Raw genomic sequence first — 16,662 nt, 5'->3', positions numbered from 1 at the left:
CCGCTTACGCTGCCTTGTCTTCGAACTGGGCGTAACCGGACTTCTCCAGTTCCAGCGCCAGTTCCTTGCCGCCGCTCTTGACTACGCGGCCCTTCGACATGACGTGGACGAAATCCGGCACGATGTAGTTCAGCAGACGCTGATAGTGGGTGATAACGACCATCGCGCGGTCCTTTGAGCGCAGCGCGTTGACGCCGTCAGCGGCGACACGCAGTGCGTCGATGTCGAGACCCGAATCCATCTCGTCGAGGATGCACAGGCTCGGCTGGAACAGCGCCATCTGAAGCACCTCGTTGCGCTTCTTCTCACCGCCGGAGAAGCCGACGTTGACGCCGCGCTTGAGCATATCGATCGGAATGTTGAGCGACTTGGCGATCTCGCGAACCTTTTTGAGAAATTCAGGCGCCATCAGCTCCGTCTCGCCGCGCGCCTTGCGCTGCGCATTGAGCGCCGTATGCAGGAAATTCATTGTGGTGACGCCGGGAATTTCCACCGGATACTGGAACGCGAGGAACACGCCCTTGGCGGCGCGCTCGTCGGGATCCATCTCAAGCAAATCTTCGCCCTTGAACAGGATTTCGCCAGCGGTCACGTCATAACCCGGCTTACCGGCGATGACATGGCTGAGCGTCGACTTGCCGGAGCCGTTCGGCCCCATGATGGCGTGAACTTCGCCTGCATTCACGGTGAGGTCGAGACCATGAAGGATCTCGTTATCTTCCACCTGAACCTTGAGGCCTTTGACTTCGAGTAACGCGGTCATCCAACACTTCCTTCCAGCGAGATCGAGATCAGCTTCTGCGCCTCGACTGCAAATTCCATCGGCAATTGCTGCAACACATCCTTGACGAAGCCGTTGACGACCAGCGCCACCGCTTCCTCCTGGCTCAGTCCGCGCTGCACGCAATAGAACAGCATATCTTCGGAAATCTTCGACGTCGTCGCCTCGTGCTCGAACAGCGCCGACGAGTTCTTCGCTTCGATATACGGCACTGTGTGCGCGCCGCACTTGTCGCCGATCAGCAGCGAATCGCACGCGGTGAAGTTGCGCGCGCCCGTCGCCTTGCGATGTGCGGTGACGAGGCCGCGATAGGTGTTCTGCGACACGCCGGCGGCGATGCCCTTCGAGATGATGCGGCTGGTCGTGTTCTTGCCCAGATGGATCATCTTGGTGCCGGAATCGACCTGCTGGTAGCCGTTCGAAATCGCGATCGAATAGAACTCGCCGCGCGAGTTGTCGCCGCGCAGGATGCAGCTCGGATACTTCCAGGTGATCGCGGAGCCGGTTTCGACCTGCGTCCACGAAATCTTGGAGTTCTTGCCGCGGCAATCGCCACGCTTGGTGACGAAGTTGTAGATGCCGCCCTTGCCTTCCGAGTTGCCCGGATACCAGTTCTGCACCGTCGAGTATTTGATCTCGGCGTCGTCATGGGTGACGAGCTCGACCACGGCGGCGTGCAATTGGTTCTCGTCGCGCTGTGGCGCGGTGCAGCCTTCGAGATAGGAAACGTAAGCGCCCTTGTCGGCGATGATCAGCGTGCGCTCAAACTGGCCGGTATTGCGCTCGTTGATGCGGAAGTAGGTCGACAGCTCCATCGGGCATTTAACGCCCGGCGGCACGTAAACGAACGAGCCGTCGGAGAACACCGCCGAATTCAGCGTCGCGAAATAGTTATCTGAGGTCGGCACCACAGTGCCGAGATATTTCTTCACCAGATCGGGATGCTCGCGGATCGCTTCCGAGATCGGCATGAAGATCACGCCGGCGGCCTTCAGCTCGGCCTGGAAGGTCGTAGCAACAGAGACCGAGTCGAACACGGCATCGACCGCCACACGGCGCTCGCCTTCAGGGCGCACAACGCCGGCCAGCATCTCCTGCTCGCGCAGCGGAATACCGAGCTTTTCGTAGGTCTTCAGAATTTCCGGATCGACCTCGTCGAGCGAGGCCAGCGCCTTCTTCTTCGGCGCGGAATAGTAATAGAGATCCTGGTAGTCGATCTTTGGATAATCGACGCGCGCCCAGGTCGGTTCTTCCATCGTCAGCCAGCGTCGGAACGCCTCCAGACGCCACTCGAGCATCCACTCAGGTTCGTTCTTCTTGGCGGAGATGAATCTGACGGTGTCTTCGGAAAGCCCTTTTGGAGCCTTCTCGGATTCAATGATGGTCTCGAATCCATAACGATATTGATCGACGTCGATCTGGCGAACCCGATCGACCGTCTCTTGTACGGCCGGCATTTCAATCCTCCGCTCGCGGTTTCAAGGACCGCGGTGGACCGTTTAAGTTGTAGAGGGCTTGAGTACACGCATTGCGCGAACGTTAGAACCGTTCAAGCCCGATTGCATGAGCCTTACGTAATACACCTGAGAGCTTTCTCCAAGCCTCTAGACAGCGATCTATGTCCGCTTCCGTGCTGTCCCACCCCAGACTGAGGCGAATGGCTCCCAAGAGTAGCCCCGGATCAGCCTTCATCGCCTGAAGAACATGGGATGGCTGAACCTTGCCGGAGGAACAAGCCGACCCCGATGACACCGCGATGCCCTCCAGATCGAATCCGATCACTGCTGTTTCAGCCTTCAGACCGAGGGCCGAGACCAGCGTGGTGTTGGGAAGCCGTGGCGCGGTATCTGAAAAGATCACGGTGTCCCGATGGTCCCTGAGGCCGCTTTCAAGGCGCGCCTGAAGGGCTTTCATGCGCGCGGCGTCAACGTCCATGGAACCGGCGGCGGCTCTGACGGCGGCTCCAAAGCCGGCTATTCCGGCGACATTCTCGGTTCCGGCCCGGCGGCCCTGCTCCTGTCCCCCGCCGCGCACCTGCGCGTGCAGCCCCTCCAGCCCATCCGCCGCGACAGCCGCCCCGACGCCCTTGGGACCGCCGATCTTGTGCGCAGAAACCGTGAGAACATCCGCGTCGAGGGCCTTGATATTGATTGGTATTTTCAGAAATGCCTGGACCGCATCGACATGCAGGATGCCCCCGGCTTCATGAACCAGCGCAGCCACCTCGGGAACCGGCTGGATCGCCCCGGTCTCGTTGTTCGCCAGCATGACCGAAACCAGAGCGGGAGGGCCGCTCGCCAGCACCGCCGCGAGGCTCTCCAGATCGATCAGGCCAGAAGGCAACACCGGCGCAATCTCGATGGCGCCCTGGGCGAATCGTCCCCCCGCGAGCACCGACGGATGCTCGATGGCCGAGACAATCAGCCGCTGCGCCGGCCCTCGGCCGCCTCGGCGCAGTCCAGGCGTTAGCGCCAGCGCGTTTGCCTCTGTACCGCCGGATGTAAAGACGACATTCCGCGGATCCGCGCCGACGGCGGCAGCGACAGCTCCGCGCGCGTCCTCGATGAGCTTGCGGGCCGCACGGCCCTCGCTGTGCACCGACGACGGATTGCCGCTGACGTCGAACGCAGCCGCCATCGCCGCACGGGCTTCCGGCCGCAGCGGCGTCGTTGCATTCCAGTCGAGATAGACGCGATCACGCATAACGTCTGACGATCCAGTCCGGTCCGAAGGGCGCTTTACCGCACAATCGCATGAAAATAATCAGCAATCCGGGCCTCCTAGATAGTTCCTGCAGGCTCAATATGCTTGCTTTTTGCCCCTTGCCCCATGCTAGAACGCGGCAGCCGTTCATCGCGCGTACCGCGCGCCCTGACAACATTCGAGAGACATATCGTTGCTTAAGGCCAGCCGGCCTGCACAACGACGCTTCAAAGGAACTTTGATGCCTGAGGTCATTTTCACCGGCCCTGCCGGCCGTCTTGAAGGCCGCTACCACCCGGCGAAGCAGAAAAACGCGCCGATTGCGATGGTGCTGCATCCGCATCCGCAGTTCCAGGGCAACATGAACCACCCGATCGTGTATCAGGTTTATTACGCGTTCGTGGCGCGCGGCTTTTCGGTGCTGCGTTTCAACTTCCGCGGCGTCGGCCGCAGCCAGGGACAATTCGATCACGGAACCGGCGAGCTGTCGGACGCGGCATCCGCCCTCGACTGGGCACAGACCATCAATCCCGAAGCGCGCGCCTGCTGGGTCGCCGGATTCTCGTTCGGCGCATGGATCGGCATGCAGCTTCTGATGCGCCGTCCTGAAGTCGAAGGCTTCATCTCGATCGCGCCGGAGCCCAACCGTTACGACTTCTCGTTTCTCGCGCCCTGCCCCTCGTCCGGCCTGATCGTTCATGGCGACAAGGACATCGTGGCCCCGGCGAAGGACGTCACGACGCTGGTCGAGAAGCTGAAGACGCAAAAGGGAATCGTGATCGATCAGCAGGTCATTCCCGGCGCCAACCACTTCTTCGTCGACAAGATGGAGCCGCTAATGGAGTCGGTAACGTCCTATCTCGACATGCGGCTCGCCAACGTCCGCTGACAACAACCACTTTCCAAAAACAGAAATGGCGCGGATGAGGGATCATTCCGCGCCATTCTTGTGACTGGACCTGCGCCTTTAGGCAGCAGCACGCTGGTCCAGTTGGGAAAGATACGACTTGTGCTTCTTCATGAAGGCACGCAGCAGCGCGGAGTATTCCGGGCTCACGGCATCGCGCACTGATGGCCGCTCGCGCAAGCTCTTGCGCCAGCGCGCGATCTTCGGCTTGCCTGCGAGTATGCCAAAGTCACCGATCTCATCGATCGTATCGAAGTAGCGGAACACCGCCGCAAACACCGCATCGACCAGCGAGAAGGATTCGCCGTCAAACCACGGAGCTGCAACAAGCCGCGCTTCGAGGCGAGCGAACTTTTCGGTCGCCTGCTTCACCTTGACGTTGAAGGCAGCTTCATCGGTGACCGTTTCCAGCCCCCAGATGTCGCCCAGCACCGCCGAGCCGAACTCCATCCACGCGCGATGTTCAGCGCGGGTCAGCGGATCCTGAGGATGCAGCGGCTTACGCTCGGTTTCCTCAAGATACTCGAGAATGACTGCGGATTCGAAGACAACCTTGTCGCCAACCTGAAGCACCGGCACCTTACCAAGCGGCGAAATCTTCAGAAACCACTCGGGCTTGTTGTCGAGATCGATATCGATCCGCTCGAACGGCACGCCTTTCTCGGTCAGGGAAATCACCGCGCGCTGAACATAGGGGCAGAGCTTGTGGCTGATGAGCTTGAGTTTCTCGGTCATGTCATTTTCCTCCACTCATGCGAGCATGGTGGCGGTCTGTCACTTTCAACATTCGATGTGGTCTGACGCATGTAGCGCCAAACGCCATCACGAATGATTTGAACTGCTAAAATGAGCTCGGCGACCAGCATCGCGATTCCCTTCCATGCACATGCATCAAATTAGATGCAGGCGCATGAAATTGTCAAGATCCATGCAAGTGCATTAAATCACGGTTTCGCGAGAACACCACCCGTGTGGGGCGCGGCCACTCCGGTCGTTCCCGGAAATGTCAGCGGCAACCCTTTGAGACTGCGAACGGCCATGTATGCGAAGGCCTGCGCTTCGATGGCGTCCCCGGACCATCCGAGGTCGCTTCCACGCGTCACGGTGGCAGGCGCCAGGCGCTCGCCCAGAATCCGCATCAGGGTGGGATTGCTGGCACCGCCGCCCACAACGATCCAGTTTTCGGGAATCTGAGGGAGCCTCGGCGCGATCATCGCGATTGAGGCGGCTGTGAAAGCCGTCAGCGTCGCGGCGCCGTCCTCCGTGCTCATGCTGTCCACGGTCAACGTGGCAAAGTCGTTTCGATCGAGTGACTTCGGTGGCGGCGCGGTGAAGAATGGACGGCGCAACGCCTTCGCGAGCCACTCACCATCAGTGCGGCCCTTCGCGGCTGCTTCCCCGTCGCGATCCACCGCCTTACCGGTTCTGCGCAGCATGAAGTCATCAAGCAGCGCGTTGCCGGGACCCGTGTCGCAGGCAATCAGTGTCTCACCGTCGATATAGGTGATGTTGGCAACGCCGCCGATGTTCACGACCGCTGTCGGTCCTGAACGAGCCAGCATTCGCACCAGCGCGCTGTGATACACGGGCACCAATGGTGCGCCCTGTCCACCAGCGGCAACGTCAGCAGCGCGAAGATCGAACACCACCGGCACGCCGAGTGACGCGGCCAGCGCACGACCGTCACCGATCTGCATCGTCAGCTTTTGCTCCGGGCGATGCAGGACCGTCTGTCCATGAAAGCCGACGACATCGACTGCGTCGCGAGACAAGTTGTTCGTCTGAAAAAAATTCTCGACGGCATCGGCGTGCGCACGCGTCACCAATCTCTCGGCGTCTGCCAATATGCCCGGCCGCGCGTCGCGCTGGGTAACGGATGCCGCATCGGCAAGCGCCCGCCTCAGGAGTTCCCGTTCATTGTCGGCGTAGGCGCGATAGCCCGTCGGGCCGAATGCACCGATATGCTCACCGTCCGTTTCAATCAGCGCAACATCGACCCCGTCAAGGGACGTCCCGCTCATCAGCCCGATCGCCTTCAGCAAGGGCCTCTCCCTCGGGCAGAAATGCCCTCATTTGCGCGCATTCCGATCCCAACCGCTTGGTTGAATCCGACGCCGGACCTGATACACCACAGGCCCAAATAAACGCTAAATATCTGAATCGTTAAAGAGTGCCGCCATGAGCGCCTACAAGTCCGATTTCCTCAACGTCCTTCAGAGCCGGGGCTTCATCCATCAGATCTCGGATGCGGCCGGGCTCGATGCACTTGCAGCCAAGGGCGATGTGACGGCCTACATCGGATACGACTGCACGGCATCGTCCCTGCACGTCGGGCACCTGCTTTCGATCATGATGCTGCACTGGCTTCAGCAAACCGGCAACAAGCCCATCGTCCTGATGGGCGGTGGCACCACCCGCGTGGGCGATCCCTCCGGCCGCGACGAGACGCGCAAACTTCTGACCTACGAGCAGATCGATGCCAACAAGGAGAGCATCAAGGGAACCTTCACCAAGCTGATCAAGTTCGGCGCGGACAAAACCGATGCTGCGATGGCCGACAACGCAGAGTGGCTGACGGCGCTCAATTACATCGAGATGCTTCGTGACGTTGGACGGCACTTCTCGATCAATCGCATGCTGACCATGGACTCGGTAAAGATGCGGCTCGAGCGCGAGCAGGAGCTGTCGTTTATCGAATTCAACTACATGATCCTGCAATCCTACGATTTCGTCGAGCTGTCGCGGCGCTACGGCTGCAACCTGCAGATGGGCGGCTCCGACCAGTGGGGCAACATCGTCAACGGCATCGACCTCGGCCGCCGCATGGGCACGCACCAGCTCTACGCGCTGACCTGTCCGCTGCTGACGACATCCTCTGGCGCCAAGATGGGCAAGACCGCCGCTGGTGCCGTGTGGCTCAATGGCGATCTGCTCAGCGACTACGACTACTGGCAGTTCTGGCGCAACACCGAGGACGGTGACGTCGAGCGTTTCCTGAAGCTGTTCACTCTCCTGCCGATGGACGAGATTGCAAAGCTCGCCGCGCTGAAGGGCCAGGAGATCAACGAGGCGAAGAAAGTGCTCGCGACCGAAGCCACCGCACTCATTCGCGGCCGCGAAGCGGCGGATGCAGCCTCGGAGACCGCGCGCAAGACGTTCGAGGAAGGCGCTATCGCCAGCGATCTGCCGACGCTCGAGATTTCCCGCACCGAACTGGACGCCAGCGCGCCGGTGCTCGGGTTGTTCGTCAAGGCAGGTCTTGTGGCCTCCAATGGCGAAGCGCGGCGTCAGATCAAAGGCGGCGGCCTGCGCGTCAATGACGTTGCGATTGCCGATGAGAAGATGGTCCTGACACCGAAGAACCTGACGCCGGAAGGCGTCATCAAGCTGTCGATGGGCCGCAAGAAGCACGTCCTGCTCAAGCCGGTATAAAATACGGCGGCAGGCTAGCTCTGGCGCAGCATCGTCATCATGGTCGCCGACATGGTAGCGATCAGTTTCTCGCGGCCGTCGTCGCTGGCATAGGCATGGCCTTCCGAGACGACAAGCGTACGGCCCGGCTTCACGACTCTGCCGACGAAACGGAACGTCTGCCCCTTGGCCGGCGCCAATAAATTGATCTTGAACTCGACGGTCAGAATGTCCGCCGTTGCCGGCATCAGCGTGTAAGACGCCAGCCCGCACGCAGTATCGAGCCCGGCCGACACCACGCCGCCGTGCAGGAAACCGTTCTGCTGCGAGAACTTCGCATCATACGGCATCCGCAGCTCAAGCGTTCCCGGCCCGACCTTCGCCAGCGTTATTCCAAGCGTACCCAATGCCGGTTGGCCGGCGAATGTCTTTCGGACGCGCGCCTCGAAATCCGGATCCTGAACCTGAAATGCTGTCACTGCTGGGGCGTGGGGAAGTCGGTGGGGACGCTTTGCCGGCCGGTGTTGAAGTCGAAGATCTTGCGGAACACGCCGGGCGCCATCGCCGAAATCGGATTGACCCTGAGAACCGGCGCACCGGGGGTTCCGACGACTTCGTAGGTGATGCCGATCAAGCCTTCGTTGCTGCCACCGCCCAGGAACAGTCCGACAATTGGAATTTGCCCGAACATATTGTTCAGACCGTAGAGCGGAACGAAAGTGCCGCTCATCTTCACCTGATTGACGGGATAATCGATCACCCCTTCGATGGTCGCGCCTATCGTCGGGCCGCGAAGAACCCCGTCCTTGACCCGCAACTGACCGCTCTGGCGGGTGAATTCCGCGCGCATGCCGGAGAACCCGACGCCCTGTGAATTCGCTCCCGGTGCGTTCGCCACCGCGCGGTCAAGCGCGGCTTCGCCTTTGATCGTGAAGTCGCGGACGTTCAACAGTCCTTCCTGCGGCGACGTGTCGGACGTCGGCGGATCGACCGCGATCCACATCTTGCCGCCGTTCATTTTCGCGTAGGTATCGGTGAAACGGAAAAACGCACCTGCGTCGCCCGTCTCGAGATACATCACGTCACGCCCCTGGCCTTGTCCTTGGCCTCTCCCGCGCAGATCGCCGATCACCGGCGTATCGCGTCCCAGCTTGCCACTGAGCGAGAACGATCGGATCGCTCCGGCACGGCGCGTGAGTTTCAGGTCTATGCTGCGAACCGCCTCGCCATAAAAGCCGGCAAGCGCGCCGAGCTTGGCATCGATATCGATGTCGAAATTCTTGGATTTTTCCTTGGTATTCGGATCCCTGCCCGACATCGCGCTCTTGATGAAGCCGCGGCCGTCGAACACCTCACCCCGCATCGTGACCTTGAGCATTCCGTCCGGCTGCCGCTCGGCCTTCAGGTTGGCCTTGTCGCCTTCAGATGGCGCAAACGTCGGAAACGATGCATTGACGAGATCATTCTTGTCGTCGATTTCCAGCGAGCCCTTGATGGACGTGCCGTTGCCGTCGATGACGATATCCTCGAAGCGTGTGCCTTGAGGCTTTTGAATGACGTTAAAAGTCATCTTGGTCGCTTTGCCCGCGACCTTGGTCCAGCCCGGCAACAGGTTATCGATACGCGCCGCGGTCAGATCGGCTTCGACGCCGAAGCGATTGTCACGATTGTCGCCTTCGCCGCCGGCAATCTTGCCGGTCAGTTTGATCGGAATGGCGCCGCTCAGGCTTTGTCCAAGATCCACACCAAGGCGCGCCCGGGCTGCATCGTCGAGCGTCGCCGACACGCGCACGTCGGCGTCTCCATCGCTCGTCTTGCGGTAGTCAAGCGCCGCGGGCTGTCCGCCAATCTTGACGTCGCCCCTGACCCGATAACCCTGATTGTCCGCGACCACCTTGAGCGAATTCGCTTCGAGCTTCTGATTCATCGCGAGCTTGTCGACGGCCAGCGCGCCAAGGTCGAGACTGATCGAATAGGTGGTGTCGGCTTTCGTCAGCGCATTCTTCAAAGGCATCGCAAGCGTGACGATCGCGGACACCGTGCCCTTGCTCGAATTGGGATCGATCACCGTGTCGCCGGCTTCGCGCAGCCGTTCCGATTGCAGGACTTCGGCGGCCGCGGGAACCGGGCCATCGATCCGGAAGCGCACTTTGGTGGGCGCAGGCTTCGGTGCGAGATCCGGCACTTCAAACGTCAGATCAGAGATGGCAAGTCGTCGGCCGGCCGGTGTATCGACCGCTCCCTGCCCCACGTTGATGTTGACGGTCCGCCCGCTCACACGCCCCTTCATGTCGGCATCACGAACCAGAGGCATGTCATCGACGGGCCGCACGGTCAGGCCATTCGCCAGAAAATTCACAGACAAGCCATCGTCTGGAATCGGCGGGCCGCCGCGCACAAGCGTATGAACCGGCGCATTGACGGCAATGTCGAGCCGCTGGACCGTGCCGCGATCCACCCGCTCCGTGATCCATTCGCGCACTTCAGGCACGATCAGCACAGGCCAGATGCGCTTTAACACGGCGATCGGCATCGGCGTCGCGGCCATTCCAAGCCGCAAACGTGCCTCGCCTGAATAATCGATGCTTCCCGAACCCGCGATACCGATCTCGCCGTTGCTGATATCGCATTGGGTCAAAAGCACGCGCCGGTTTTCCGTATCAAACCGCACACGGACCGCGATGCGGTTGAAGATCGAGGGCGCCTCTCCGTCATTGCCGGCAAGCAGAATGGTTCCGCCGCTCAAACCGAGCTGCCAGTTCGGTATGCTGTCATTAGGCGGTTCGAGATGCGCCAGCAAAGTGATGCGATTGGCGCCTGCGTTAACATGAAATGGCGCCACCATGACCCGGCGTCCGGCATCCCATTCGACACGCGCATCGGCGTGGTCGATCACCATCGGATAGTCCGGCACATTGAGGTCGACGATTGTGCCCTTGCCGGCGACGATCTCGCCCCGGAAATAGGTTGGAAGCCCGTCGCGGCCGATCTCGCCCTTGAACTCGCCGCTGAGCGGCATGTCCGCGGCGTAGGTAAAATCCTTCAAACGCGCTGCGAGCAGCAGGTTGTTGGTCGGGACCTTGTACGCGCTGATATCGATCGAGCGCACGCCATTCGACGGCGCACCCACGGCCACTTTCAGTTCCCAGCCGTTCTTGCCTTCCTCGCCGACGCTAAAAGCGGCGCCGCCACCCAGCGGACGCCGCAGGCTGAGGCTGATGTTGTTGAAGTTGATAACACCGCCATTGCGCTGGTCCTCAACCGTCAGCACGCCGTTGCGCAATCCGATTTCATTCAGGCTCTGACCGTCGAGCCCTTTGGCGCTGAGACCATCGAGCCATTCCAGTGCGGCGAGCAGTCCGCTCGTTCCGTTCGAAGCTGCGGCCGACGTGGCCGGAACTGGCGGCGTCGGCGATGCCTGAAACGGCAGCGGCGGAGGGCCTGAAACAGTCTGTGGCTCCGGCTTGACGGGAACCTTGCCGGTCGCGAGCGGGCTGTTGCTTTGACCGGTCGAAACAATCACGCGTCCGTCGGGCGTGATCCGGACGGCGAGCTCGGCGCCGACAAGGCGAAGCGTCTCGGCACGCAGACGCCCCATGATCAGGGCCGTGCCTGATAGTCTCACTTCCGCCTTCGGCGCGCTTGCGACAATGTTGCTCGCCTTGTCCCGCACAACGATATCACGCAGCCGGACCGCAATCCTGATCCGGCCGGCGCGCTCGATCTGCGTGCCGCCGACTTGAACGGTGTGATCGTGCCCGAGGTTCTCCTCGATCGCCGATGCCAGCCACGGCGTCACGACATCGAGATTGACCGGGCCAGCGCCAAGCCGCAGCCACAACGCGCCAAAACATCCGGCGAAGATAATGCCGAGCGACATCAGGACGACGACGGTCCGCCCGATCCATGGACTGCCGGCGATTCGGCGGCGGCGCCCGCGAAACCAGTCCGTGACCCGATGAATTCCGATGCTTGGCCGATTGAGCAGCTTGATCGCCCGGTCACACGCCGCATCGTCATGGTGATTCCAGCCGGAATCATCCCAATGCCGGTGCTCGTCTGCAGCCTTCGCGAAGGCTTTCTGGGGCTCTGATCTCGGCATTGCCTCTCGGTATTGATCGTCAGCCTGGTCGAGCCGCCGGGCGTCAAAGCGTCAAATTTGGAGACTCGCTCCGTCGGAGTGTCGCCAGACTAAAAGCCCGGTCTTAGTTTTCTGTATCGCCCGTTATTCGACCGTCCGCGTGGGAAAGTCGTAAATTCATTCTGTTGGCTATTCACCATACCTCGGGGACGTCAGATTTGCCCAGCCGAAGAAGGCAGCTTTAATGGTCCGGTTGCGAGTCTTTCGAATCCCAAAATACCCCGCTGAAAGCGACGAAAGGAAGGCGTATGTCCAAGAAAACGCGTAAGAAATCGACCAAATCGACATCAAAGGCCAAGGGCGCAAAAGCCAAGCCCGCCAAGCGGGCCGCCGCTAAAAAGCCGAGCGGTACCGTTACCCGTAAAGTCGCGAAGAAAGCCAAAGCTAAAACCGGGGCCACGAAAAGCACCGCGACAAAAAACGCGACAAAAAAGAAGAGCGCCGCAACCACCTCAAGGCGCTCCGGTACGAAGGCTGTACCTGCCAGGAAACCAGCAGCACTTACCCCAGTTCGCAAGGCCGAACCCCTTACCGAAGGGCAATCCGCACCGGCATTTGCGCTACCGCGTGATGGCGGACAGTCGGTCTCGCTTGCGGATTACGCCGGCCGTAATCTGGTGATCTTCTTCTATCCACGCGCCGACACGCCGGGATGCACCCTTGAGGCCGTCGCCTTCAGCCGGCTCGCTGACGCCTTTGCGGAAGCACGGACTGCCGTTCTCGGCGTTTCGGCTGACCCGATCGCTGCGCAGGAGAAGTTTCGCGACAAGCACGGGCTGACGGTTCCGCTCGTTTCCGATGAAGAGCTTGGAATGTTGACGGCCTATGGCGTCTGGGGCGAAAAATCGATGTACGGCAAGACCTTCATGGGAATCTCTCGGACAACGGTTTTGATCGACCCCGAAGGCAAGATCGTCAGAATCTGGCGCAACGTGAAGGTCGATGGACATGCCGACGAGGTGCTCGCCGCGGCCCAAAGTACCTGAGAATTCCATTCCGTTTTCCGAAAATTAACCATGAAAGGTTCAAATCGGCGCCTGTAATTGAGCCGTCCGGGCGCTTTCGGACGGTGCGGGAGTACCGATGTCGAACCGTTCCGCCCACTACCCCGAACATCCGCAACATCACCACGCGCATGACCATGCGAGAGCGCCCCAGCGGCGCCCTCCGCATGGTCATCATCGTCCCGACCGCAATGGCTACACCATCGTCCATCACGGCAAGGCGGTACGGTTCGGACCGGTGGTGTTCTGGATCGTGGCGGGATCTATCGTCATCATGGGCGCGTGGTCGGCGGCGACGGCCACCTATTTTGCCTTCCGAGACGACGTGCTGACCCGCCTCATCGCGCGTCAGGCGGAGATGCAGTACGCCTACGAGGACCGCATCGCCGAGCTGCGCGCGCGTGTCGATCGCACCACCAGCCGTCAATTGCTGGATCAGGAGCAGTACGACCAGAAGCTCAACCAGATCATGCGGCGGCAAGCGCTGCTTGAATCACGTGCCGCGGCCCTCAATGCCATGCCGGATACCGCCCCTACCGGCTCGATCAAGCCGACGGCACGCGGACCGCAGTCGACCGACGCCGGCGCGGCTACAGGCGTGCCGAAACCATCACCGATCAACGACACCGTGATCTTCGTGACACCGCCCGACCGCGAAGCGCGGCTTGAATCCCGCACGCCTCCGGCCGCTCGCCCGCGCACGGAATTCGCAAAGGCCAGTGGTGTCGACAGCGTCCTGACCAACCTGCAAAGCGCGCTCGACAAGGTCGAAGGCCGCCAGACCGCCGCACTCAATTCGGTCGAAGAGAGTTATGAGTCGCGTATGCGCCGGATGCGCAGTGTGATTACGGACCTCGGTCTTGATATGGCGCAGCTCGAAGCCGCGACGCCCAAGGGCGGCGTGGGCGGGCCGTTCATACCGGTCACCAGGCCATCGTCCGATGCCAGCACGTTCGACCGCCAGTTGTACCGGATCAATCTAAGCCGTGCACAGGTCGACAAACTCACACGCACCCTGTCGCTTGTGCCGTACCGCAAGCCGGTCGTCGGCAATGTCGAATTCTCCTCCGGTTTCGGCGTGCGCAGCGATCCCTTCCTTGGCCGCCCCGCGATGCACAGTGGGCTGGATTTTCGCGCCTCTACCGGCGATCCGGTTCGCGCAACTGCCCACGGCAAGGTCATCAATGCCGGATGGAGCGGCGGCTATGGCCGCTTGGTGGAGATCGATCACGGCAACGGCCTGTCGACGCGCTACGGGCATCTGTCGGCCATCAACGTCAAGATTGGCCAGCAAGTCACCATCGGTCAGGTGATTGGCGAAGTCGGCTCGACAGGCCGCTCGACCGGCCCTCACCTGCACTATGAAACGCGGATCGATGGCGATGCCGTGGACCCGCAGAAGTTCCTCCGCGCCGGCGTTCGCCTCAGCCAGGGTTAAGTTCCAACTCCTGAGCGACTGAACAGCCGAAACACCCTTCCGTCCATGACCAGCAGCGCGCTTCCAATGACGAGCGCGCCGATGATCTCGCGGCCTTCGATCCTCTCGTCCAGTATGAAGTATCCGAGCAGGATCGCGCTGACCGGAACGAGCAGCGTCACCAACATCACGTTGCTTGCACCGGATCGAATGACGATCTGGAAGAAAATGATGAAGGCCAGCGCGGTCGAGAGCGACGCGAGGCCGAGAACCGCCAGCCACGTCACGTGTCCCGGCACTTGCAGTTGCCAGGGACGATCGAAGACCGCGGCCAGAACGAGCATCATCACGCTCGCCGAGATCAACTGAAACGCTGCGGTCCCAATCGGCGGCGAGCCGGCCAGCTTGCGTGTCGCCCATAGAGCGGAAAATCCGAAGCAGATCGTTGCGCCGAGGCAGAGCGCGATACCAATGCTTTGCCGCGAGCCGAGATCAAAATCATAACCCTTCAGGATGACGACGCCGCACAGACCGAGCAGCACTCCGGCAACACGCCGCAGAATGAGTTTCTCTTCTCCGAAAGCCGCCGCCACCAGAACGGTAAAAACCGGCGTCGTGGCATTCACGACGGAGGCCGTCCCGCCCGGGATGTAGGTTTGCCCCATCACGATGAGCGAAAAGGGCATCACATTGTTGATCAGCGCCATGATGGCGTAAGGGCGCCATCCCGCGATACCGACCGGAAACGGGATGCGGTTGATCCAGAGCATCGGCAGCAGGATCAGCGCCGCAATCGACAGACGCAGGAAGACCAGCGTCAGCGGCGGCAATTCTTTCAGCGCCACACCGGTGAAGAAGAACGTGCCGCCCCAGAGAACCGACAGGAAGACCAGCCGCGACCAGTCGCGCTCATCCATACGCAGTTCAGTTTCGGGAAGTCTCTCTTGGACGACAGCCATGGCCCAGAGGGATACGCGGTGGCACTGCACAGAACCACCCGCTTCCCGACAACCCGGTTCTGCGTCTGGCGCGTTTTCAAGCGAAGTGGGCGCCGGTTCGCGTTAAGAAAACGCGATAGCAAGACTCTAATCCACGTCCTCAATGGCGCCGGGCGTGGTGCCGAACGCCTTCTGTGCCAGCGTCGCTGCCATGAATTCATCGAGATCGCCATCGAGCACGCCGGACGTGTCGGAGGTCTGCACCCCGGTGCGCAGGTCCTTCACCATCTGATACGGCTGCAACACGTATGACCGGATCTGATGACCCCAGCCGATATCGGTCTTGGCGGCCTGATCGGCGGCGGCTTTTTCCTCGCGCTTCTTCAGTTCGATTTCGTAAAGCCGCGCGCGCAGCATGTCCCAGGCCTGCGCCCTGTTCTTGTGCTGTGAACGGCCGGCCTGACAGACAACCGCAACGCCGGTCGGAATATGTGTCAGACGCACAGCCGATTCCGTCTTGTTGACATGCTGGCCGCCTGCACCGCCTGAACGCATCGTATCGGTGCGCACATCGGATTCCTTGATGTCGATCTTGATGCTGTCATCGACCACCGGGAAAATCGCAACACTCGAGAATGACGTGTGCCGCCGGGCGTTGGAATCGAACGGCGATATCCGCACAAGCCGGTGCACGCCCGCCTCGGTCTTTAGCCAGCCATAGGCATTGTGGCCGCTGATCTGGATTGTCGCGGATTTGATACCGGCTTCTTCGCCTTCGGTCTCTTCAAGGTATTCGACCTTGAACCCATGCTTCTCCGCCCAGCGCGTGTACATACGCAGCAGCATCGAAGCCCAGTCCTGGCTCTCGGTGCCGCCGGCACCGGCGTGGACTTCGAGGTACGTATTGAATCTGTCGGCCTCACCCGACAACAGCGCTTCCAGCTCCTGCTTCGCGACGTCTTTTTTCAGAGCCTTGAGCGCGCTCTCAGCTTCAAGAACGACGCTCTCGTCCTTCTCGGACTCGCCAAGCTCGATCATGCCAGTCTGGTCTTCGAGCTCGCGCTCGATCTTGCCGATGCCGGTAAGCTGATTCTCGAGCGACGTCCGCTCCTGCATCAGCTTCTGGGCCTTCTGCGGGTCGTTCCAGAGATTGGGATCTTCGGCGAGAGCGTTCAGTTCGGCGAGGCGTGCCGTGGCAGCATCGACGTCAAAGATGCCTCCTCAGCAGCCCGACTGACTGCTTGATCTCTTCAACAAGGCGTTCGATTTCGGGGCGCATGACAATTCCAGCTTGCAGCAACGCTGCGATTCAAATGACGTGAGGGATGTAGCGGCTGACGGCTGTCAGCGCAACGTGGCG

13 protein-coding genes are annotated in these 16,662 nt (G+C 60.9%); 4 read left to right on the top strand and 9 right to left on the bottom strand.

Translation table 11 applies throughout. From position 1 onward, the window contains the following. Positions 1 to 4: 4 nt before the first annotated feature. The 3 genes from sufC to HMPREF9695_RS08375 form a co-directional block, all read right to left on the bottom strand. Complete coding sequence (gene sufC / locus HMPREF9695_RS08385; RefSeq protein WP_006020409.1) at positions 5 to 763, bottom strand: Fe-S cluster assembly ATPase SufC; 759 nt, start codon at positions 761 to 763, stop codon at positions 5 to 7. Next, on the bottom strand, positions 760 to 2,238 hold the full coding sequence (gene sufB, locus HMPREF9695_RS08380; protein WP_006020408.1) for a Fe-S cluster assembly protein SufB: 1,479 nt from the start codon (positions 2,236 to 2,238) through the stop codon (positions 760 to 762). The genes sufC and sufB overlap by 4 nt, the downstream gene beginning before the upstream one ends. An 82-nt stretch (positions 2,239 to 2,320) precedes the next feature. Beyond that, the gene (locus HMPREF9695_RS08375; protein ID WP_006020407.1) at positions 2,321 to 3,484 is read right to left on the bottom strand and encodes a cysteine desulfurase family protein; all 1,164 of its coding nucleotides are present in this window, start codon (positions 3,482 to 3,484) and stop codon (positions 2,321 to 2,323) included. A 241-nt stretch (positions 3,485 to 3,725) separates the two neighbouring features. Here HMPREF9695_RS08375 and HMPREF9695_RS08370 point away from each other — a divergent pair, with 241 nt between their 5' ends. Next, complete coding sequence (locus tag HMPREF9695_RS08370; protein ID WP_006020406.1) at positions 3,726 to 4,373, top strand: alpha/beta hydrolase; 648 nt, start codon at positions 3,726 to 3,728, stop codon at positions 4,371 to 4,373. 78 nt (positions 4,374 to 4,451) lie between these two features. Here HMPREF9695_RS08370 and HMPREF9695_RS08365 read toward each other — a convergent pair whose 3' ends face one another. Together HMPREF9695_RS08365 and HMPREF9695_RS08360 are read right to left on the bottom strand one after the other, a co-directional pair. Then, positions 4,452 to 5,126 (bottom strand): glutathione S-transferase family protein, encoded by a 675-nt coding sequence (locus HMPREF9695_RS08365; protein WP_006020405.1) that lies wholly within the window; start codon positions 5,124 to 5,126, stop codon positions 4,452 to 4,454. A 209-nt stretch (positions 5,127 to 5,335) separates the two neighbouring features. Continuing rightward, positions 5,336 to 6,433, bottom strand: coding sequence for an anhydro-N-acetylmuramic acid kinase (locus HMPREF9695_RS08360; protein WP_006020404.1), 1,098 nt, complete (start codon positions 6,431 to 6,433; stop codon positions 5,336 to 5,338). 136 nt (positions 6,434 to 6,569) lie between these two features. Here HMPREF9695_RS08360 and tyrS point away from each other — a divergent pair, with 136 nt between their 5' ends. Then, a complete protein-coding gene (gene tyrS, locus HMPREF9695_RS08355; protein ID WP_006020403.1) occupies positions 6,570 to 7,823 on the top strand; it encodes a tyrosine--tRNA ligase in 1,254 nt (417 codons plus the stop codon). 14 nt (positions 7,824 to 7,837) lie between these two features. Here tyrS and HMPREF9695_RS08350 read toward each other — a convergent pair whose 3' ends face one another. Both HMPREF9695_RS08350 and HMPREF9695_RS08345 read right to left on the bottom strand, forming a co-directional pair. Further along, a complete protein-coding gene (locus HMPREF9695_RS08350) occupies positions 7,838 to 8,281 on the bottom strand; it encodes a PaaI family thioesterase (RefSeq protein ID WP_006020402.1) in 444 nt (147 codons plus the stop codon). Next, complete coding sequence (locus HMPREF9695_RS08345) at positions 8,278 to 11,904, bottom strand: YhdP family protein (protein WP_006020401.1); 3,627 nt, start codon at positions 11,902 to 11,904, stop codon at positions 8,278 to 8,280. The genes HMPREF9695_RS08350 and HMPREF9695_RS08345 overlap by 4 nt, the downstream gene beginning before the upstream one ends. A gap of 287 nt (positions 11,905 to 12,191) precedes the next feature. On the opposite strand from HMPREF9695_RS08345, the gene HMPREF9695_RS25700 reads away from it, so the two are divergent. Next, complete coding sequence (locus HMPREF9695_RS25700) at positions 12,192 to 12,929, top strand: peroxiredoxin (RefSeq protein WP_006020400.1); 738 nt, start codon at positions 12,192 to 12,194, stop codon at positions 12,927 to 12,929. Positions 12,930 to 13,026: 97 nt separating this feature from the next. Next, a complete protein-coding gene (locus tag HMPREF9695_RS08335) occupies positions 13,027 to 14,385 on the top strand; it encodes a peptidoglycan DD-metalloendopeptidase family protein (RefSeq protein ID WP_006020399.1) in 1,359 nt (452 codons plus the stop codon). On the opposite strand, the gene HMPREF9695_RS08330 is transcribed toward HMPREF9695_RS08335, so the two are convergent. Continuing rightward, a complete protein-coding gene (locus tag HMPREF9695_RS08330) occupies positions 14,382 to 15,281 on the bottom strand; it encodes a DMT family transporter (RefSeq protein WP_244434436.1) in 900 nt (299 codons plus the stop codon). The two genes, HMPREF9695_RS08335 and HMPREF9695_RS08330, sit on opposite strands and share 4 nt — an antisense overlap. Positions 15,282 to 15,449: 168 nt before the next feature. Further along, a protein-coding gene (gene prfB / locus HMPREF9695_RS08325) for a peptide chain release factor 2 (RefSeq protein ID WP_152544108.1) occupies positions 15,450 to 16,581 on the bottom strand; the annotation gives its coding sequence in 2 pieces (ribosomal slippage) (positions 15,450 to 16,511 and positions 16,513 to 16,581; 1,131 coding nt in all). Positions 16,582 to 16,662 lie beyond the last annotated feature (81 nt).

This window comes from Afipia broomeae ATCC 49717 (genome assembly GCF_000314675.2).
Lineage (GTDB): Bacteria > Pseudomonadota > Alphaproteobacteria > Rhizobiales > Xanthobacteraceae > Afipia > Afipia broomeae.
This window is presented reverse-complemented; position numbering and strand designations above follow the sequence as displayed.

What these genes read in the sequence shown, in the direction of transcription:
- HMPREF9695_RS08330 (WP_244434436.1), bottom strand. Translation starts at nt 15,281, where the DNA reads ATGGATGAGCGCGACTGGTCGCGGCTGGTCTTCCTGTCGGTTCTCTGG.
- sufC (WP_006020409.1), bottom strand. Translation starts at nt 763, where the DNA reads ATGACCGCGTTACTCGAAGTCAAAGGCCTCAAGGTTCAGGTGGAAGAT.
- sufB (WP_006020408.1), bottom strand. Translation starts at nt 2,238, where the DNA reads ATGCCGGCCGTACAAGAGACGGTCGATCGGGTTCGCCAGATCGACGTC.
- HMPREF9695_RS08345 (WP_006020401.1), bottom strand. Translation starts at nt 11,904, where the DNA reads ATGCCGAGATCAGAGCCCCAGAAAGCCTTCGCGAAGGCTGCAGACGAG.
- tyrS (WP_006020403.1), top strand. Translation starts at nt 6,570, where the DNA reads ATGAGCGCCTACAAGTCCGATTTCCTCAACGTCCTTCAGAGCCGGGGC.
- HMPREF9695_RS08365 (WP_006020405.1), bottom strand. Translation starts at nt 5,126, where the DNA reads ATGACCGAGAAACTCAAGCTCATCAGCCACAAGCTCTGCCCCTATGTT.
- HMPREF9695_RS25700 (WP_006020400.1), top strand. Translation starts at nt 12,192, where the DNA reads ATGTCCAAGAAAACGCGTAAGAAATCGACCAAATCGACATCAAAGGCC.
- HMPREF9695_RS08335 (WP_006020399.1), top strand. Translation starts at nt 13,027, where the DNA reads ATGTCGAACCGTTCCGCCCACTACCCCGAACATCCGCAACATCACCAC.
- HMPREF9695_RS08370 (WP_006020406.1), top strand. Translation starts at nt 3,726, where the DNA reads ATGCCTGAGGTCATTTTCACCGGCCCTGCCGGCCGTCTTGAAGGCCGC.
- HMPREF9695_RS08375 (WP_006020407.1), bottom strand. Translation starts at nt 3,484, where the DNA reads ATGCGTGATCGCGTCTATCTCGACTGGAATGCAACGACGCCGCTGCGG.